At 60.8% G+C, this 20,269-nt stretch carries 15 protein-coding genes; 12 read left to right on the top strand and 3 right to left on the bottom strand.

Annotated elements, in window-relative coordinates:
- Positions 1-15: 15 nt before the first annotated feature.
- Both EPK99_RS08280 and carB read right to left on the bottom strand, forming a co-directional pair.
- Positions 16-1,185 (bottom strand): T6SS phospholipase effector Tle1-like catalytic domain-containing protein, encoded by a 1,170-nt coding sequence (locus EPK99_RS08280; protein WP_128442567.1) that lies wholly within the window; start codon positions 1,183-1,185, stop codon positions 16-18.
- Between the two features lie 94 nt (positions 1,186-1,279).
- A complete protein-coding gene (gene carB, locus EPK99_RS08275) occupies positions 1,280-4,765 on the bottom strand; it encodes a carbamoyl-phosphate synthase large subunit (protein ID WP_128442566.1) in 3,486 nt (1,161 codons plus the stop codon).
- 334 nt (positions 4,766-5,099) lie between these two features.
- Between carB and EPK99_RS08270 the strand changes: the two genes are divergently transcribed.
- From EPK99_RS08270 to EPK99_RS08260, 3 genes are all read left to right on the top strand, one after another.
- A complete protein-coding gene (locus EPK99_RS08270) occupies positions 5,100-6,308 on the top strand; it encodes an MFS transporter (RefSeq protein ID WP_128442565.1) in 1,209 nt (402 codons plus the stop codon).
- 96 nt (positions 6,309-6,404) lie between these two features.
- On the top strand, positions 6,405-7,295 hold the full coding sequence (gene ypfJ, locus EPK99_RS08265; protein WP_128442564.1) for a KPN_02809 family neutral zinc metallopeptidase: 891 nt from the start codon (positions 6,405-6,407) through the stop codon (positions 7,293-7,295).
- Positions 7,296-7,471: 176 nt separating this feature from the next.
- Positions 7,472-8,866, top strand: a complete 1,395-nt coding sequence (locus EPK99_RS08260; RefSeq protein WP_128442563.1) for an MATE family efflux transporter — start codon at positions 7,472-7,474, stop codon at positions 8,864-8,866.
- Between the two features lie 37 nt (positions 8,867-8,903).
- On the opposite strand, the gene carA is transcribed toward EPK99_RS08260, so the two are convergent.
- Complete coding sequence (gene carA / locus EPK99_RS08255) at positions 8,904-10,109, bottom strand: glutamine-hydrolyzing carbamoyl-phosphate synthase small subunit (protein WP_128442562.1); 1,206 nt, start codon at positions 10,107-10,109, stop codon at positions 8,904-8,906.
- A 308-nt stretch (positions 10,110-10,417) separates the two neighbouring features.
- Here carA and EPK99_RS08250 point away from each other — a divergent pair, with 308 nt between their 5' ends.
- The 9 genes from EPK99_RS08250 to EPK99_RS08220 all read left to right on the top strand — a co-directional run bounded on the left by EPK99_RS08250 (position 10,418) and on the right by EPK99_RS08220 (position 20,255).
- Positions 10,418-10,870 carry a GatB/YqeY domain-containing protein gene (locus EPK99_RS08250; RefSeq protein WP_128442561.1) on the top strand — a complete coding sequence of 151 codons (453 nt, stop codon included), beginning with the start codon at positions 10,418-10,420 and terminating at the stop codon, positions 10,868-10,870.
- Positions 10,871-11,060: 190 nt separating this feature from the next.
- Positions 11,061-13,067, top strand: a complete 2,007-nt coding sequence (gene dnaG / locus EPK99_RS08245; RefSeq protein WP_128442560.1) for a DNA primase — start codon at positions 11,061-11,063, stop codon at positions 13,065-13,067.
- Positions 13,068-13,501: 434 nt separating this feature from the next.
- Entirely contained in the window at positions 13,502-15,565 is a 2,064-nt protein-coding gene (gene rpoD, locus EPK99_RS08240) for an RNA polymerase sigma factor RpoD (protein WP_128442559.1), read from the top strand.
- 131 nt (positions 15,566-15,696) lie between these two features.
- Positions 15,697-16,857 (top strand): DUF930 domain-containing protein, encoded by a 1,161-nt coding sequence (locus EPK99_RS08235; protein ID WP_128442558.1) that lies wholly within the window; start codon positions 15,697-15,699, stop codon positions 16,855-16,857.
- A 199-nt stretch (positions 16,858-17,056) separates the two neighbouring features.
- Positions 17,057-17,461, top strand: a complete 405-nt coding sequence (locus tag EPK99_RS08230; protein ID WP_425374181.1) for a hypothetical protein — start codon at positions 17,057-17,059, stop codon at positions 17,459-17,461.
- A 65-nt stretch (positions 17,462-17,526) separates the two neighbouring features.
- On the top strand, positions 17,527-18,000 hold the full coding sequence (locus EPK99_RS25710; protein WP_245582370.1) for a hypothetical protein: 474 nt from the start codon (positions 17,527-17,529) through the stop codon (positions 17,998-18,000).
- A 3-nt stretch (positions 18,001-18,003) separates the two neighbouring features.
- Positions 18,004-18,336 carry a hypothetical protein gene (locus tag EPK99_RS25705; protein ID WP_245582369.1) on the top strand — a complete coding sequence of 111 codons (333 nt, stop codon included), beginning with the start codon at positions 18,004-18,006 and terminating at the stop codon, positions 18,334-18,336.
- Between the two features lie 66 nt (positions 18,337-18,402).
- A complete protein-coding gene (locus EPK99_RS25700) occupies positions 18,403-18,849 on the top strand; it encodes a hypothetical protein (protein ID WP_245582368.1) in 447 nt (148 codons plus the stop codon).
- 56 nt (positions 18,850-18,905) lie between these two features.
- Positions 18,906-20,255: a type IV secretory system conjugative DNA transfer family protein gene (locus EPK99_RS08220; protein WP_245582367.1), complete on the top strand. Its 1,350-nt coding sequence runs from the start codon at positions 18,906-18,908 to the stop codon at positions 20,253-20,255.
- Positions 20,256-20,269 lie beyond the last annotated feature (14 nt).

The raw sequence follows: 20,269 nt of genomic DNA, 5'->3' as shown, positions 1-20,269 counted from the left end.
GCGAAGTGGCAGCGCTCAAGGAACGAAAGTGGGCGCCGGTGGCAGGTTTGGCGGATTATAGCTTCCTGTGCCCAGACGCTCCCGGACAGAGTCATGGATAAGAGCGTTCGGCGGTATCAGACGCGGGTCACGCATCGGGATGTAATGACCTTTAAGAGAGTTGCGCCTTCGCCATGACGTCTCCGGAACACGGCGCGGAACCCATTCCAGCAGAGGCCAAGCTTTTCTCATCGAATCGTGGAGCGGCCAAACAGGGTCGAGCCGGACATATTCGGGCGACGCAGGATCTTGCCCCAGCACGATCTTATTGATGACGTTCTGGCGATACAGCAGCCCGGTTGGTCCGGTCTCCCGGATCATCCAGTCCAGCGGGATCTTGATCTGTGGGCTCTCTCTTTCGGGATAGCCGCCGCCGACATCTCCATGCACTCCGGCAAACCACACCTCCCTGAAATTTTGTGGAGTTTGTGGAGTGTCGGGGGCGCCCTGATAAAGCTGGCCCGGTGCCCATAATTCAGGCCTGAACATGGTTCGGCGCTCGTCGATACCGATGGCGTGCCGAACCCATTCGACGCTTGGGTTCTCATGGGTGTAGCGATGGGTCTTCATCTGAAGCCGGCCATGGCCGGGCTCGATAACAGACGCCACCGTATCGAACAGCCCGAGCAGCTTGATCGAGGGTCGGTCATTGTCGAGGGTCTTGTCGTAAAGCCGCATCTTCTCCACGGCCGAGCCCTTTCCTTTGGAAGGAAGCGCCTTGTAGGCCCTGTAGGCGTAATCGAGCAGATTGAGATATTGGGGCTTGGTGAGTCCGAAGGCGTGGATGAAGCCTGCCAGGACGCGGGCCGTATAGGCGCCGCGACTGAAGCCGAAGATGTAGATCCGGTCGCGGTCCTGATTGTCGCTGTCTACTGCACCGGCTTCGTAGTTTTCGACCAGAAAGCGGTAGGCTTCCTTGACATTGTGATCGAGGCCCCAGCCGGTCGCCAGACCCCATATTTCTGCACTGTCCCGCGCCAAGGACGACCAGGATTCATCCGCACCGAAGGTGCCTACGCCAGGATCGTAATAGACTAGCTGGCGGTCGCTATGCTCCAGCGTTCCAAACAGCCTCAGAATATTGGTGCGGTCGGTTGCGATTTCGTTCGACGTGCCATCAAAAAGGATGACGATATTCTTCGACATGATGATCCCCCGGAGTGCCAGCCTTCAGGCTAGCATCCGGGAAATCTCAATGCAACTTAAGAGAGTTTGTTTCTCTGCGGCAACCTAGTGCGCTTTAGAAATAGCTCTGCAGCGGGCGAACCTCCAGGTTTCCGGCCTTCAACGCCTTGATCGCGAGTGCTGCGGCTTCGGCACCTGCCATGGTCGTGTAGTAGGGCACGCGCTGCATCAGCGTGGCGCGGCGGAGCGATTTCGAGTCCGAGATCGCCTTGTTGCTGTCGGTCGTATTAATGACCAGCTGCACCTGCCGGTTGCGGATCGCATCCTCAATATGCGGGCGGCCTTCCAGCACTTTGTTGATCTTTGTCGATGCGATACCCTGTTCAGCAAGGAACCGCGCAGTGCCGCCGGTGGCGAGCACCTTGAAGCCGATATCGGTGAGGATGCGGATGGCGGGCAGGACGCGGGTCTTGTCCTCGTCGCGGACCGAAACGAAGACGGTTCCGTCGCGCGGCAGTTCCACGCCGGCGCCGAGCTGGCTTTTCGCGAAGGCAAGGGCGAAATCGGTGTCGAGGCCGATGACTTCGCCGGTCGAGCGCATTTCAGGCCCGAGCAGGATATCGACGCCCGGGAATTTGGCGAAGGGGAAGACCGCTTCCTTGACGGCAATATGTGTCAGCGCACGCGGGTCGGGCTTTTTCCCGTAGGCCGCAAAGACCGGATCCAGCTTTTCACCTGCCATGATGCGGGCAGCGATCTTGGCGATCGGCGCGCCGATGGTCTTGGCGACGAAAGGAACCGTGCGGGAGGCGCGTGGATTGACTTCGAGGACGTAGATCGTGTCGTCCTTGATGGCGAACTGTACGTTCATCAGGCCACCGACATGCAGCGCCTTTGCCATCGCCTTGGCCTGCCGCTCCAGTTCATCCAGCACGTCGTTAGAAAGCGAGCGCGGCGGCAGCGAGCAGGCCGAGTCGCCCGAGTGAATGCCGGCCTCCTCGATATGCTCCATGATGCCGGCGACATAGACGGTTTCGCCGTCCGACAGGCAATCGACGTCCACTTCGATAGCGTTGCTGAGATAGCTGTCGAAGAGAAGCGGGTTCTTGCCGAGCAGCGTGTTGATCTGGCCCGTCTTGTCGTTGGGGTAGCGCTGCTTGATGTCTTCCGGCACCAGACCGGGGACGGTGTCCAGCAGATATGACTGCAACTGGCCTTCGGAGTGGATAATCTGCATGGCCCGGCCGCCCAGCACATAGGACGGGCGCACGACCAGCGGAAAGCCGATCTCGGACGCGACCAGGCGCGCCTGTTCGACCGAGTAGGCTATGCCGTTGTTCGGCTGGTTGAGGTCGAGCTTCATCAGAAGCTTCTGGAAACGATCGCGGTCTTCGGCCAGATCGATCATGTCGGGCGCAGTGCCGAGGATCGGGATGCCGTTCTTTTCCAGCGCTTCGGCGAGCTTCAGCGGGGTCTGGCCGCCGAACTGCACGATCACGCCCACCACTTCGCCCTTTTCCTGCTCGGCGCGCAGGATTTCGATCACGTCCTCCGCCGTCAGCGGTTCGAAGTAGAGGCGGTCGGAGGTGTCGTAGTCGGTGGATACGGTCTCCGGGTTGCAGTTGATCATGATCGCTTCAAAGCCGGCATCCTTCAGCGCGAAGGCGGCGTGGCAGCAGCAATAGTCGAACTCGATGCCCTGGCCGATACGGTTCGGACCGCCGCCGAGGATCACGACCTTCTTGCGGTCGGAGACTTCCGCTTCGGAGCGAGGAGCGCCGACGAATGGCACCTCGTATGTCGAGTACATGTAGGCCGTGGGCGAAGCGAACTCGGCCGCGCAGGTGTCGATGCGCTTGAAGACCGGCCGGACGTTGAGGCTATTTCGCAGTTCGGCGACTTCCTTGGGGCGCTTGCCAGTAAGGCTTGCGAGGCGCGCGTCCGAGAAGCCCATGGCCTTCAGCATGCGCAGGTTGTCGGCGTCCTGTGGCAGGCCGTGCTCACGGATGCGCGCTTCCATATCGACGATGTCCTTGAGCTGCGCGATGAACCAGGGATCGATCTTGCAGGCTTCGTGGACTTCTTCCGCCGTCAGGCCGAGGCGCAGGGCCTGGGCCACCATGCGAAGACGATCCGGGGTCGGCGTGCCGATTGCGGCACGGATGGCGTTCTTGGAGTTCTCGCCATCTTCCAGACCTGGGATTTCGATCTCGTCGAGGCCCGTCAGACCGGTTTCGAGCCCGCGTAGCGCCTTCTGCAGCGACTCGGCAAATGTGCGGCCGATCGCCATGACTTCGCCGACCGACTTCATCGCGGTGGTCAGCACCGGCGAGGCGCCCGGGAATTTCTCGAAGGCAAAGCGCGGGATCTTGGTGACGACGTAGTCGATCGATGGCTCGAAGGAGGCGGGGGTCGCGCCCCCAGTAATGTCGTTTTCGAGTTCGTCCAGCGTGTAACCGATGGCGAGCTTGGCTGCGATCTTGGCAATCGGGAAGCCGGTAGCCTTCGAAGCAAGCGCGGAGGAGCGCGATACGCGCGGGTTCATTTCGATGACGACGAGGCGGCCATCCTTGGGATTGACGGCGAACTGGACGTTCGAACCGCCGGTTTCGACGCCGATCTCGCGCAGTACCGCGATCGATGCGTTGCGCATGATCTGGTATTCCTTGTCCGTCAGCGTCAGCGCCGGCGCGACAGTGATGGAATCACCCGTGTGGACGCCCATCGGATCGAGGTTCTCGATCGAGCAGATGATGATGCAGTTGTCCGCCGTGTCGCGGACCACTTCCATCTCGTACTCCTTCCAGCCGAGAACGGATTCCTCGATCAACACTTCGGTCGTGGGCGAGGCGTCGAGACCGGATCCGACAATCTCGAAGAATTCCGAGCGGTTATAGGCGATGCCGCCACCGGTGCCGCCGAGTGTGAAGGAGGGCCGGATGATGGCCGGCAGACCGACAACATCGATCGCTTGAGCGGCGATCGCCATGGCGTGGCTCATATAGCGCTGCTTGCGGTCGCTTTCGCCGAGGTTCCAGTGATTTTCGAGCGCATCGAGCGCATTGTCGAGATCCGCGCCGGTCAGCCTTTCGCGCAGTTTGACGCGCTCCGCTTCATGGCTCTTGCGGTCGGCATCCTTGATGTCGGTGGCGTTGGCCAGCATGGACTTCGGCGTTTCGAGGCCAATGCGGGCCATGGCCTCGCGGAAGAGGGCGCGGTCTTCCGCCATATCGATGGCGGCTGGCTTGGCGCCGATCATCTCGACATTGTAGCGGTCGAGCACGCCCATGCGCTTCAGCGAAAGCGCGGTGTTGAGCGCGGTCTGGCCGCCCATGGTCGGCAAAAGTGCGTCCGGGCGTTCCTTGGCGATGATCTTGGCGACGACCTCAGGCGTGATCGGCTCGACATAAGTGGCGTCTGCGAGACCCGGATCGGTCATGATGGTGGCCGGGTTGGAATTGACCAGGATGACCCGGTAGCCTTCCTCTCGCAGCGCCTTACACGCCTGGGTGCCGGAATAGTCGAACTCACATGCCTGGCCGATGACGATCGGACCCGCGCCGATGATGAGGATCGATTTGATGTCTTGGCGCTTCGGCATGGTGCAAATCCGCTTTTTTCCTGCGCAGAAAGCCCGCGCGGTGTGAGGGTCACCGGTCGGGTTGCGCATCTATGGTCTTTTCAGGCTAGACGCGGCTTATAGGCAAATGTGGCTGGGAACGGAACCCCATAAATCGCCAAATCGACAGGAATCTGCATCGACCGGAACCCGATCTCAGCCAGTTGCCGATGTGCCGAGCAGGGTCATTAATTGTTCCGGGCGTACCGGAAGAGGCCTTCCTGCCATAGACTGCTCGGACGGCGGCGCCTAGTTTTAGGGCAGAAACGTGCAGCAAGGGCCATCCGCGATGAGACCTCTTGCGCGGAGGAAACCCATGGCAGACGCAACATCGAAACCGATCTCCGCTGCGGCGGAGAAGACCGTATTTCCCATCATCTTTGCGGTCAGCCTGTCGCACATGCTGAACGACATCATGCAGTCGATGATCGCCGCGATCTATCCGATGCTGAAGACCAATTACGCGTTGGACTTCTGGCAGATCGGCATGCTCACGCTGGCCTTTCAGTGCACGGCCTCCCTGCTGCAGCCGGTGATCGGCATCGTTACCGATAAGAAGCCGTACCCCTATTCGCTGCCGGTTGGCATGGGCGCCACCTTTATCGGCCTCTTCCTGCTTGCGGGTTCGCATGTCTATCTCATGCTGGTCGTCGCCGCAGCCCTGGTCGGTATCGGCTCGGCCGTGTTTCATCCGGAGGCCTCCAGGGTCGCGCGGCTTGCGGCCGGCGGACGTTACGGCTTTGCGCAGGCAACCTTCCAGGTGGGCGGCAATTTCGGTCAGGCCCTGGGGCCGCTGCTGGCCGCCTTCATCATCGTTCCGAACGGGCAAGGTAGCGTCGCCTGGTTCTCTGGCTTCGCGCTGCTCGGCATCGTCATCCTGTCCTTCGTGGCGCGTTGGTACAAGCAGCACATGGCCGCCAACAAGGGCCGCAAACGCGCCGTCAACGCCCATGCCCTTCCCAAGCGCACGGTCCAGGTGGCGCTGGTCGTGCTGGCCATCCTGACCTTCTCCAAGAACATTTATATGGCTGCCATCGGCAGCTACTACACCTTCTTCGTCATCGAGCGCTTCGGCGTATCGGTGCAGATGTCGCAGATCATGCTGTTCGTCTTCCTGGGCGCAACCGCAGTCGGAACCCTGGTCGGCGGCCCGATCGGCGATCGGTTCGGTTCCAAGGTGGTAATCTGGATATCCATTGTCGGCGTGTTGCCGTTCACGCTCGCCATGCCGTTCGCGAACCTGCCGATGACGATCGTGCTGTCGGCGATCGTCGGTTTCGTGCTGGCCTCGTCTTTCCCGGCCATTCTCGTCATGGCGCAGGAACTGGTGCCCGGCCGCGTCGGCATGATCGCCGGCATCTTTTTCGGGCTCGCTTTCGGGATTGCCGGCATTGCCGCCGCCGTTCTCGGGATACTCGCCGACCGTTATGGCATCGAGTTCGTCTATACGATCTGCGCCTTCCTGCCGGCACTCGGATTGCTCACGGTTTTCCTGCCGAGCAAACGGGAATTGCGGGTCGCCTGAGAGCAGGTTTCTTCTTTTGCATTCATCGACGGATCGTCTTTATTGTCCGCTGCGTTATATGCGCCATCAGGATGCCCGTGAACAAGGAGATGAGAGATGGAATGGAGAGGCCGCCGACAATCGGATAATGTCGAGGACCAGCGTGGTTCCTCGATGGGAGGGCTCGGCCAGGGTGGCTTTCGCATTCCAACCGGCGGACGTGGAGGCGGCGGGCTCGGGATCGGCGGCATCGTCGTCCTCCTGATCATCTGCTGGATCACCGGCATCAATCCATTGACCCTGCTGTCGGGCGGCGATATCGGCGGCACCGATGCCGGCTATCAGCAGAATGCCGGCCGCCCGCCTGCTAATGACGATACGACCGCCTTTGTGAGAACCGTTCTCGCCGATACCGAGGACACCTGGAAGAATATCTTCCAGCAGAACGGCCAAACCTACGAGGAGCCAAAGCTGGTGCTGTTCTCGGGGCAGGTCAATTCCGCCTGCGGCTTTGCTTCCTCGGCCACCGGCCCCTTCTACTGCCCCAATGACCGCAAGGTTTATCTGGACACGAATTTCTTCGATCAGATGAGCCAGCAGTTCAAGGCGGCAGGCGATTTCGCGCAGGCCTATGTGGTCGCGCACGAAGTCGGGCACCACGTACAGAACCTGCTTGGCATTCTTCCCAAGATCACCCAGCAGCGCCAGCGGATGAGCGAGGCCGACTCCAACAAGATGTCTGTTCGGGTCGAGTTGCAGGCGGATTGCTTTGCCGGCGTGTGGGGCAAGTTTACAGACCAGAAGGGCGTTCTCGAGCGCGGCGATCTGGAAGAGGCGTTGAATGCCGCGCAGCAGATCGGCGACGATACGCTGCAAAAGCGTAGCCAGGGCTATGTCGTGCCTGAAAGTTTCAACCACGGCACCTCCGCCCAACGTGCCAGCTGGTTCCGGCGCGGCTTCGAAAGCGGTGATATGAAGGCCTGCGACACCTTCGCCGGTAACGTGTGATAGCGGGACTGCCCTACGCGAGCGGGGCAGTCCTGATCCATCAGCTTCGTTGAAGCAAGGCACAAAAATTCTTCTGAATAGAGGTGCCGGATTGTTCTTGCGATCCGGCTTCTTTATAGCTCCGGCACGCGCCGCTCGCTCTTCTGCAAGCGGCGTTTTTGTCTTTGGAGGAGCCTATGACGCGCCGGTCTATCTATCTGGAGGAGAGAGCGGAAAACACCTGGTCTTCGCACATGCGTGCCACATTGGCGCTGGGCGCGCCGTTGGTGGGCGCTCAACTGGCGCAGATGGCGATCAACACCACGGATGTCATTCTGGTCGGCTGGCTCGGCACGACAGAGCTTGCATCGGTAGTGATCGCAACTCAGCTTTTCTTCGTGGTCTTCATCTTCGGCACCGGCTTCACCAGCGCTGTCGTGCCGCTTGTGGCGCAGGCTCTTGGAGGCAATGATCCAGTCAGGGTCCGGCGCTCTGTGCGCATGGGGTTGTGGATCATTCTCGGCTATGGTGTCCTGACGGCGCCGCTTCTGTGGTTTTCGGAACCCATGCTCCTGAAGCTCGGCCAGGAGCCGGACGTGGCCGCCAATGCCCAAAGCTATCTGCGTATTGCGCAATGGGGGGTGTTTCCGGCGCTCGGGCTGATGGCGCTTAGAAGCTTCGTGACGGGGCTCGAAAAGGGCGGCATCGTGCTTTACGTCACGATCGGCATGTTCATCATGAACGCGATCCTGGCCTATGTGTTGATCTTCGGCCATTTCGGGGCGCCGGCGCTTGGCCTGAATGGGGCGGCAGTCGCGTCGGTCTGCGCGAACCTTTGCGGTTTCATCATCGCCGTCATCTACGTGGAAAGCCGGGCGGAAATGCGCGCCTACGAGATTTTCGTACGCTTCTGGCGCTCTGACTGGGCGATGCTGCGCGAAATCGTGATTCTGGGGTTGCCAATCAGCTTCACCATCCTGGCGGAGACGTCGCTCTTCGCCGCAGCCTCCTTGCTCATGGGCATGATCGGCAAGCTGGAACTTGCAGCACACGGGATCGCTCTGCAGCTCGCCTCCATCGCCTTCATGATTCCGCTCGGCCTGGCGCAGGTGGCGACGGTGCGCGTAGGCCTCGCCAATGGCCGGGGTGACATGCCGGGCGTCCGGCGGGCGGGCGGTACGGTGCTGTTGGTGAGTGTCCTCTTTACCGCGATCGGCGGCATACTCTACGCCGTCATGCCGCAGAGCCTGGGAGGCTTGTTCCTGGACACCCGCCATGGCGATGCGGAGGCCGTTCTGAGGCTTGCCGTGCCGCTGATCATGATCGCTGGCGCTTTCCAACTCTTCGACGGATTACAGGCCGTCGGCTCCGGGCTTCTGCGCGGGTTGAAGGATACGAAAGTGCCGATGGTGCTTGCGCTCGTCGCCTATTGGCCGATCGGCTTTGTCTGCGCCTGGATATTTGCCTTTCCGCTCAAGTTGGGCGGTGTGGGCGTCTGGTTTGGCTTCGTGCTGGGGCTTGCCGCAGCGGCCGCGTTTCTGTGCGGCCGTTTCTGGCTGCTGATCCACCGCCACAAACAAATGGCCCGCTGATTGGGGCCAGGACGGGCCATTTGTGCAATGTTTGATATCAGCGTTCGGCGAGGGCTGGCTCGCCCTTCCGTTCGCGGACCATGTTTATGAAGCGGCGGAAAAGGTAGTGGCTGTCCTGCGGTCCGGGCGAGGCTTCCGGATGATGCTGCACGGAGAAGACCGGCCGGCCTTCGACCCTCAGACCGCAATTGGTGCCATCGAACAGGGAGATATGAGTCTCCTCAACGCCTTGCGGCAGTGAGTTCGAGTCTACTGCGAAGCCGTGGTTCATGGAAACGATCTCGACCTTGCCGGTCGTATGGTCCTTCACTGGGTGATTTGCGCCATGATGGCCCTGGTGCATCTTTGCAGTGGTGGCGCCGAGGGCAAGGCCCAGCATCTGGTGGCCGAGGCAGATGCCGAAGGTCGGAATATCGGTCTTGATGACGTCCTGAATGACCGGCACGGCATATTCACCGGTTGCGGCCGGGTCGCCCGGGCCGTTCGACAGGAAGATGCCATCCGGCTTCAGCGCCAGGATATCCTCAGCCGAGGTTTGGGCCGGAACCACGGTTACCTTGCAGTCGAGCCCGGTGAAAAGACGCAGGATGTTGCGTTTCACGCCATAGTCGATGCAGACGATATGATATTTCGCGTCGTCCTGCTTCAGCTCGCCAAAGCCTTCATTCCAGACCCAAGGCATTTGGCTCCACTGCGACGACTGGCCGGAGGTCGCTTCTTTGGCAAGATCCAGGCCCTCCAGTCCGCTCCAACCCCGGGCTTCCGCCTTCAGTGCCTCGACGTCGAACACGCCGTTCGGGTCATGAGCGATAACGGCATTCGGCGCGCCGTTCTGGCGGATCCAAGAGGTGAGGGCGCGGGTATCGATGCCGGAAAGCCCGATAATGCCGCGGCTCTTCAGCCAGGCGTCCAGATCGCGCGTGGCGCGGTAGTTGGACGGCGCGGTGATGTCGGCCTTGAAGATCACGCCGACTGCGCCGCGACGGGCGGCAGGCGTCAGATCCTCGATGTCTTCGTCATTGGTGCCGATGTTGCCGATATGGGGGAAAGTAAATGTGACGATCTGGCTGAGGTAGGAAGGGTCTGTGAGGATTTCCTGATAGCCGGTGAGCGCAGTGTTGAAGACCACTTCCGCCGGCACCTTGCCGGTCGCACCAATGCCTGTGCCTTCGATGACGGTACCATCTGCAAGAACGAGAACGGCGGTAGGCTTAGCTGTGGTCCAGGAGGCGGTGGCGGTCATGTCTATCCTTCTGCCTCATATTCCCGTTCCGTGTGGAGCAGGCGGGGGAGGCCGGTTCTGGTCGCAGAAGAGGGCGCGCGGAAGCATCCGCTCGAGCCCTAACATCTCAATCTTGTGTGCAGGTGCGGGAAAATAGACAAGGAAGTCCGTGCGGTCAATTGCGCGGGCGGCAAAAACGGGCGGAACATGGCGGATAGAGGTCGCCGAACAGAGCCAATTTGGTTGCTCCCGCGGACCCGCTGTTCTATGAGGACACCAACACAGGTGGGTCGGAGAGCCGGCGCAATCTAGGGTAGGAGACGAGTACAATGTTGCGCGACCAGCTTTCCCAGGCGCTCAAGGATGCGATGAAGGCGAAGGAAACGCGCCGCCTTTCGACCGTTCGGCTGATGCAGGCGGCAATCAAGGACCGCGATATCGCCAATCGCGGGACCGGCAAGGATGCCGCGAGCGACGACGAAATCCTGCAGATCCTCCAGAAGATGGTGAAGCAACGGGAAGAATCCGCCAAGATCTATCAGGATGCGGGGCGCGGCGAGCTTGCCGCCCAGGAGCGCGAGGAAATCGTCATCCTCAAGGAATTCATGCCGGAACAGCTTTCGGAGGAGCAGGTCCAGGACATCATCAAGGCTGCGATTGCTGAGACGGGGGCCGAAAGCCCGCGCGATATGGGTAAGGTCATGGCTCATCTCAAGGAAAACCACGCCGGCCAGATGGACTTCGCCAAGGCTTCCGGCCAGGTAAAAGAGCTTTTGAAATAATCCGAATACAAGACGGCCAGACCGCCGGACGTCAGTGTTGCGGCGTGCCCCGGATTTTAGATGCGTACCGGACGGACGTGTCTGGACGAATTTACAGCGGATAGGCCTGTGAATAACGGGCATTGGGTTTAAAGGCGGTAGTGCGGGGGCGCCAGCGTGCTTATATGCAAGGCTGGCCCCCGAGGTGATCATGCGCTTTTCCAACAGTTTTCTCGACGAGATCCGCGACCGAGTGCCGATATCGTCGGTGCTCGGCCGGCGTGTGACCTGGGACCGCAAGAAGACCAATGTCTCCCGCGGCGATTATTGGGCCTGCTGCCCGTTTCACGGTGAGAAAAGTCCGAGCTTCCACTGCGAAGACCGCAAGGGCCGCTATCATTGCTTCGGCTGTGGCGTGTCGGGCGATCACTTCCGCTTTCTCACCGACCTCGAAGGGCAGAGCTTTCCCGAAGCGGTGCAGACTGTCGCGGATATGGCGGGCATTGCTTTGCCGCAGCCAGATCCGCAGGCGGAAAAACGCGAGAAGGAGCGCACCACGCTTCTCGACGTCATGGAGATGGCGACGCAGTTCTTCCAGGATCAGCTTCAGAGCGCTGCGGGGGCGAAGGCGCGCGCCTATCTGCGGGATCGCGGGTTGACCGGCCGCACGATCGAAACTTTCCGGCTCGGCTATGCGCCGGAAAGCCGCAATGCGCTAAAGGAATATCTGGCCGGCAAAGACGTACCGAAGGATCAGATCGAGGCATGCGGCCTCGTCGTGCATGGAGAGGGCATCGCCGTTTCCTACGACCGGTTCCGCGACCGCGTCATGTTCCCCATCCTGTCGTCCCGTGAGAGGGTCATCGCGTTCGGTGGTCGCGCCATGTCGCCGGATGCGCCGGCAAAGTACCTCAATTCCAACGACACGGAACTCTTCCACAAGGGGCAGGTGCTCTACAATTTCACGCGCGCGCGCCGTGCCGCCCAGGCAGGTCCCGGCCGCAAGGAGGCGGGGACTATCATCGCCGTTGAGGGCTATATGGACGTGATCGCGCTCCACCAGGCGGGCGTCGAAAATGTCGTGGCGCCGCTTGGCACTGCCCTGACCGAGAACCAGCTGGAACTGCTTTGGCGCATGACGCCGCAGCCGGTGCTTTGCTTCGACGGCGACGGAGCCGGGGTTCGCGCCGCGCATCGCGCCGCGGATCTGGCGCTGCCTTTCCTCAAACCCGGCCGCTCCGTCAGCTTCGCCATGCTGCCGGAGGGAAAAGACCCGGACGATCTCGTCAAGCAGGACGGCCGCGGCCCCTTCGATCGGGTGCTGGCGGAGGCTCGCCCGCTTGCCGATATGGTCTGGCAGAGGGAGATTTCCGGAGCCAACTACGAAACGCCGGAAAAACGCGCCGAACTTGAAGCTCGCCTGAAGCAGATCGTCTCGGTGATCGGCGATGAAAACGTGCGGCGGTACTACCAGCAGTCAATGCGCGAACGACTGAACGGGCTCTTCCAGCCCGCCCGCAATTCGGCTCAGGGGCAAGGATTTCAGCGCGGCTTCCAGCGTGGCGGGGGACGCCCTGGCGAGCGCGGCAATGGGGCAGGCCGGGGCGGTGCGCAATCCGGACGCGGTCTTGGCGCCTCGGACCGGCTCGTGAGATCGGGCCTGGTGCGGGGCCATCACGACCTGCCGGCGCTACGCGAAAGCGTGCTTGCCATGACCATAGTCACTCACCCGCAATTGCTGCTGCAGGAATATGACGAGATCGCTTCGGTGGAATTCGAAAGTCGCGACCTGCAGCGCCTCTGGTCCTGCCTGTTGACCATTGCGGGCCGGGCCGGGCAGAACCTTTCGGCGGAAGGGCTTCGCGAGCAACTGGAAGAGAACGGGTTTGCCGACCTGCTCAAGGCCATGAACCAGCAGATTCGCAATGCGCGTCTATGGACCGCTACCGAACAGGCCGATCCGCAGGATGCGCTTCAGGCCTACCGGCAGACGCGCGCACTGCATTCCCGCAACAAGGAATTGCGCTGGCAGAAGGTCGAGCTGGAACGGGAGATCGCGGAGACCACCGGGGAAGAGCCGGAGCGAGCCGATCTTCTTTTGCGGGCGCTTCTGGAAGTGCAGAACGAGATTTCGCGGCTGGAAAACCAGGAGGCGATCATCGACGGTTTCGGCGTGCTTTCAGGCAGGATCAAAGGGGCCGCAATCAGCCACGGTTAAGGGAAAGCGGTGATTCGAGGTGTTTTGTTTTCGTTTCCAAGCTATCCGAATAAAGGAAGTAGGGCCGCGCCGTGCCTCTTGTCTTCAGCGCGGGACTGCCTACATTACCGGGTACTTGGTAAACTCGGCTTGATTTAACCGTTCAAAACGGCTTTTTCCACATTTCCGAGGGCTTAGGCTCTGGAAAAACTTGACGAAGCGTTAATTTGTGGGAATCACCATTTCAGGCAGAATAGGCGGAGTGGGTCAAGCGCACCTGATATGGCCAAGGGATCCTGATTGGAGTGGTCTGCCTCTGGCGACCGCCGATGGTAATCGGGAATTAAAGGTCATTCCGTTACGAGTTGAACATCGATTCGCGGCCGAGGTGCTTAACCTCCAGCCGCAAGCCACCGAGCGCGGCAACGTGGCGTTCAAGGAAAGCGACGAAATACATGGCAACAAAAGTCAAAGAAAACGAAGAAGCTGAGGGCGAACGCGAAGCCTCGCATGACGGTCCGCTTCTCGACCTTTCTGACGACGCCGTCAAGAAGATGATCAAGGCCGCCAAGAAGCGCGGCTACGTCACCATGGACGAGTTGAATTCCGTTCTGCCCTCCGAGGAAGTGACCTCCGAGCAGATCGAGGACACGATGTCCATGCTTTCCGACATGGGCATCAACGTCGTTGAGGATGAAGAGGCCGAGGAGGCTGCCGGCGAAGAAGAAGACGCGGGCGAGACCGAGGAAAACGAGAGCGAAGGCGGCGAATTGGCGCCAGCGTCCTCCGGCACGGCGCTTGCTGCGGCCAAGAAGAAAGAACCGACCGACCGCACGGACGATCCGGTGCGGATGTACCTGCGCGAGATGGGCTCGGTGGAGCTTCTGTCGCGCGAAGGCGAAATCGCCATCGCCAAGCGTATCGAGGCCGGCCGCGAGACGATGATCGCGGGTCTGTGCGAAAGCCCGCTGACATTCCAGGCCCTGATCATCTGGCGCGACGAACTGAACGAGGGCACGACGCTGCTACGCGAGATCATCGATCTCGAAACGACCTATTCCGGTCCGGAAGCCAAGGCCGCCCCGCAGTTCCAGAGCCCCGAGAAGATCGAGGCGGACCGTAAGGCTGCCGAGGAAAAGGAAAAGACCCGCAGAGCGCGTTTCCCTGCCGCCAATGACGATGACATCACCGCTGTCGGCGGCGATGGCTTGCCTGGCGAGGAGGAAGAAGAGGACGACGACGAGTCGAACCTTTCGCTGGCTGCCATGGAAGCAGAACTGCGTCCGCAGGTCATGGAGACGCTCGATACGATCGCCGACACCTACAAGAAGCTGCGCAAGCTTCAGGACCAGCAGGTGGAAGCCCGTCTTTCCTGCACCGGCACGCTGTCGTCCGGGCAGGAGCGCCGTTACAAGGAGCTTAAGGACCAGCTCATCACCGCCGTGAAGTCGCTGTCGCTCAACCAGAATCGTGTCGATTCGCTGGTCGAGCAGCTTTACGACATCTCCAAGCGACTGATGCAGAACGAAGGTCGCCTGCTTCGGCTGGCCGAGTCCTATGGTGTCAAGCGCGACAGCTTCCTGGAGCAGTACCAGGGTGCCGAGCTCGATCCCAACTGGATGAAGTCCATCGCCAACCTTGCCGCCCGCGGCTGGAAGGAATTCTCGAAGGCTGAAAGCACGACGATCCGGGATATCCGTCAGGAGATCCAGAATCTCGCGACCGAAACCGGCATTTCCATCGCCGAGTTCCGACGCATCGTGCACATGGTCCAGAAGGGCGAGCGCGAAGCGCGCATTGCCAAGAAGGAAATGGTCGAAGCGAACCTTCGCCTCGTCATCTCCATCGCCAAGAAGTACACGAACCGCGGCCTGCAGTTCCTCGATCTCATCCAGGAAGGCAATATCGGCCTGATGAAGGCGGTGGACAAGTTCGAGTACCGGCGCGGCTACAAGTTCTCGACCTATGCCACATGGTGGATCCGGCAGGCGATCACTCGTTCGATTGCCGATCAGGCGCGCACGATCCGCATTCCGGTGCACATGATCGAGACGATCAACAAGATCGTCCGGACATCGCGCCAGATGCTGCACGAGATCGGCCGCGAACCGACTCCGGAAGAACTGGCCGAAAAGCTCGCCATGCCGCTGGAAAAAGTGCGCAAGGTGCTGAAGATCGCCAAGGAGCCGATCTCGCTCGAAACCCCTGTGGGCGACGAAGAGGACAGCCATCTCGGCGACTTCATCGAGGACAAGAATGCGCTGCTGCCGATCGATGCGGCAATCCAGGCGAACCTGCGCGAGACGACGACCCGGGTTCTTGCCTCGCTGACGCCGCGTGAAGAACGCGTTCTGCGCATGCGCTTCGGCATCGGCATGAACACCGACCACACGCTGGAAGAAGTGGGCCAGCAGTTCTCGGTCACCCGTGAACGTATCCGGCAGATCGAGGCGAAGGCGCTGAGGAAGCTGAAGCACCCGAGCCGCTCGCGCAAGCTGCGCAGCTTCCTCGACAGCTAAGCGCAACATTCGACGCGAAAGACGGTTTCAAAGCCGGCCTGTGCAAGCAGGCCGGCTTTTTTCTTGTCCTTTTCGAGGCGTTTCCGGAGGCAGGACTCGATCCGCCGGCCATTTGACCTTACATCGCTGTCATGAGCGAAGACCGCAGACACAGCTACGGCAAGATTGGATGGGGCGTCGGGGTATCCGTCTTGCTGCATATGCTCGTGGTGGCAGCTTTCCTCGTGCGTCTGCCGTTACCCGTTTCCGAGCCGCCGAAGGAGGAGACGGTCGAGGTCGAGCTTGTTCCGCCGCCGCAGCCCCAACCCGAACCGAAGGAGCCAGAGACGCCGAAGCTCAAATTGCCAAAGCCCGAAGAGCCGAAGCCTGAAGAGGCCAAGAAAGAAGAGCCTCCACCACCGCCTCCCGAAGCGCCGAAAGTCGAAGAGGCGCAAAAGCAGGAACCTCCGCCTCCGCCCCCCAAGCCTCCGGAGCCGCCTAAGCAAGAGGCGAAGCAGCCGGAGCCGCCTCCGCCGCGTCCCGCCAAGCAGGAGGAGCCTGCGGCGGATCAGGCACAGCAGGGAAAGCCGCAACCGCTCGACGTGCTCCGCCCGGTGGTGGAGTTCGGCGACAAGGATAGCGGTCCGCGCAAGGCGCTGGACGGCAATAGTTCCGCCGAGCAGGGGCCGCAGCCCGATCAGGCCCCGACAGAGGAAAAAGCCGACGCCGCAGCGGCGGATGCTCCGCCGCCGCCTGACAAAGCGGAGGAGACGCAAGGCAATCCCGTGCCGGATATATCCGTGCCTGAAATCTCTGCATCCTCTGCCAATCCGCAAGCTCAAGGTAATGCAGGTGTAGCGCTTCCGGACGAGGTGAAGGCCGCACTCGTGACGCCGGCGCCGAAGCCGGACGTCAAACCTTCGACAAAGCCCAAACCGGTTACGACCGCCGATCTGCCCGAGGTGAAACGGCTGTTCTCGACAAACGATACGGGTGAGGGTGTGGCCCGAACCGCCATGGGCAATATCCCGCGTGACATCCGCGCCAGCCAGTTGTGCAGCACTGAGCTCAAGGAACAGTTGCGGCACGGGTCGCCCTCCTATAGTCCCGAACTTCTGCCGTCCTACAGGCTGCCGAGCGGCACGGTCATGGAAGTACAGCGCGGCGCGTTTCGCGCAGATGCGCAATGGTATGACTTGAGCTTCCGCTGCGAGCTGGACGACAAGGTCACGAAGGTCGTGTCCTTCGGCTTCACGGTCGGCCCGCCCGTGCCGCAGAGCCAGTGGCGCAAACGTGGTTTCCCGGAATTTTAAGAGTGGAAATGTGCAATTGAGCCAAGCCACCAGCTCGGAAGACCACATGCTTGGTTAGAAGTTGGATCGGTTATTTAACCGGCACCTCTTTTTTGTTGCGGATACCGAAGAACCAGACTTCCAAAATGCATCGAAGGAGCGATACGGTCGGTCCAACTGGATCGTTTTTAGGGGCCAAATTTTGGATCGGAATTTCATCGTGGCTGCGCTTGCTACGTGCCTTTCGCTTAGCTTCGTATCGTCTTCGTCCGCTCAATCGAGCGTAACGGCGGTTCATTCCGATAAGCTGATTGAGCGGTATCGCGCCTATATCGGAAAGTCCGATCTGTTCAATTCAAGCGGCGTTCGACTTACGCAGCCCTGGCAGATCATCCGACAGGATCGCGCAAATTTTTATGTGTATGGGCGGCGTGATAAGGCCGACGAGGCCGACGAGTTTTTCGCAGATAAAGGCAACCGTGAAGCTCTCGAGAATATGCTTCGCAACGGCCGCATGACATCTGAGGCAGCGACGATGATAGTCAATGGTGACGTTTGGATCGACGTCGGGATTTATGGAAGCGGGGCAACAGGTCGATGGATCGACGTGACAGTTTCCGACTGACTTGCCTCCATATAGTAGGCGCCCGATTTTCGAACAGGGGATTTCGCAGCAGGCGGACGTTACCCTTGAGCGAGCGCTTGAAAGATCGGCTGGCGAGCCCAGCCGCTCCGGAAGCCGGCTCGACGCCATCGACCTCAACGAGCTTCGATGCCGATTGGAGCGAAGCCTTGAAGCGCGCGCAAGCTACAATCGAGACCGATATCCGCAGCTTCACGGACGCGAACCGCCAGCACTTGAGCGAGGCGCTGGCGATGACCGAGGCGGACGTGAACCGGCTCCGGTCGATGGTGCAGCCATACTTACTGACCATGGGCGCGGTGGCGTTGCTAATCGTCCTTCTGAGCTTCACCGCGAGTTGGTTTTGGGCGGGGCTGATGATCGACCGAGCCCAGAGCGCCAGCCTCTGGCAAATGGGCTTGCAGATCAACCAGACCAGCAACGGCAAAGTCCTGACCTGGGACGTCAACCGCCTTCAGCTGACCACCTGCCAGGCCGGGACCGCCAAAACACCATGCCTGAAGATCGTCCAGGGAGATTGACCGATGACCACACCCACCAGACCACCGATACCCGAGAGCCTGTCGCCGCTGGAGCGCGAATTGCTGGGTTACGTCGAGACGTTGATGAACGCATTGAGCAGCGGGACCGCGCAGTTCGAGGCGCTGGAGAAACGCTCGACCGACATAATCGAAAACCGGCAAGCGGCTTTGGAAGGATCGCTGAAATCGCTCATCGCGTCACAGGCTACCTTCATGAACGCCTGGCTCGCCTCCGGCAATCATTCCAGCGGCACGGCCTCGACCGAGCTGGCGGAAGCGTTCGCCCTGCTGGAGCAAGCCGAAGCGATGCTGGAGGCGGTCGCGCCGCAGACGTGACAGCCCGATCGCCCGCGCCCGGTCGCGGCCGCGTCTGATTTTCATTTCCGTCTGGAGTTTTGACCCATGAATTTGATCATTCAGCCTTACCGCTATGCCCTTTCCATCGCCATGGTTGCGGCCGGTTTCCTGCTGATGGAGACCGCGCCGTTGTTCTGGCCCCCCATCTATCAAAACGCGCGCGCCGCAATACTGGTCATGTTTTGCGGGTTTGCGCTGCTGACCTTGGTGGGAGACACCCAGGGCCGCATCCGCAGCGCGTCGGGCTTAGCTGTGGGGGCTGCCCTCCTTGCCGCGTCTGCTCTCGCCCTTACCGACCCCACCATTGCGGCAGGCGTCCTGGTCGACAGCTTTAAGGCTTGGCGAAATGCCGGTTATTCCGGAATCGAGAGCATCCGGGCATGGTTTCGAGATGGGATCGCTTCACAGAGGCGCAGAAACTTGGTGTACAAACCAGCCTCGCCATCGGCCTGCCTGTGCCGCTGTTCCTCATTCTGCGAGCGATCTCGATAGCCGCCCCCGCTTCGTCAAGCCGTTTTTCGAAACAAGGCCCATGGCGCGCCCGATGGATGAATCGCCAGGAGTTGCGCCAGCTCCGGCACAACGATAGCGGGTTGCCGCTCGGTCTCTCCGGCGGCGCAATGCTGCGCTACCGTCCCAACCCGAAGACCGGATGGCGCGCCGGCCACCATGTCGCCATAGCCGGCACCCGCGCCGGGAAAGGCGTGTCCGTCGTCATTCCGGCGATCATCGACCATGACGGGCCGGTCGCCGTCCTCGACATCAAAGGCGAGAACTTCGCCGTGACGCGCCGATATCGGCAGTCGCTCGGCCGTCAGGTCGTGGTTCTCAATCCCTTCGGCGTCATCGAGCCGTCGCAGGATCGTTTCAACCCACTCGACTATATCCGGCAAGCGCACCTCGTCCGAGACATCGAGGTCATCGCCGAGGGGCTTGTTCGACCGGAAGGCGGTAACGGCGCGCACTTTGCCGAAATGGCGAAATCCATGATTGCCGCCGTGATTGAGGTCGTCATGACCAGGCGCACGGAAGCCGATCGCAACCTGATCAGCGTCATGGACCTGCTGTTTTCCGCCAGCTTTGAAAAGACGTTGACGGAATGGGCTGGAGCACCGGAGACATTCGGCACGCGCCCGGCCGCCGCCGCTGCGACTTTCCTCGCGGCCGGCGAGAACGAGCGTGGCGCAATCAAGACGACGATCAAGAAGGCTTTCGATTGGGCACGCTCCGACGAGCTGCGCGCCTTTCTCAGCGCCTCCACATGCTCACTTGAAAACCTGTTTGAGGGCCGCGCCGACCTCTTCATGGTCGTGCCGCTCGACCAAGTGGACGCCCAAGCCGTCTTCCTCCGGCTGCTGACGAACATCATTCTCGGCATGGCCGTTCGCCTTGAAGGCGCGAAGAAGCCGAAAAAGAACGTGCTTTTGGTGCTGGACGAGTTTGTCCGTCTCGGCCGGATGGAAAAGCTGATCAACATCGCCAACGTCGCCGCCGGCTGCGGCATCGAGGCGCTGTTCATCACCCAGGACAAGGGCCAGATCGAAAGCGTCTATGGCAAGGGCGACACCGCCAGCATTCTCGGCTCCTGCGTCACAACCCGCATTTTCGGCCTCGGCCGTGCAGAGTTCGAAACCGCCAATTGGGCCGCGAATGCGCTTGGCGATCAGACCGTGCTGACCCGCACGAAGCAATCATCCGCCAATTTCGGCGAGAGCCGCAAGACCTCGACCGCCGAACAGCGCCAGAAGCTCATGACCCCCGATCAAATATTGGAAATGAAGACGGGAAAGATGCTGCTGCTGGCGGGGTCGAAGCCGCCAGCGTTGGTTGACGCGATCGTGTCGCACAGGCATCCGTCATATCGGGGGAAGCTGGATCGAAATCCGATGGTCGGATGATGTTAGGAGCGCGA

Source organism: Neorhizobium lilium, assembly GCF_004053875.1.
GTDB lineage: Bacteria > Pseudomonadota > Alphaproteobacteria > Rhizobiales > Rhizobiaceae > Neorhizobium > Neorhizobium lilii.
The sequence above is the reverse complement of the archived record's forward strand: the minus strand, read 5'-3'. Positions and strand labels throughout refer to the sequence as shown.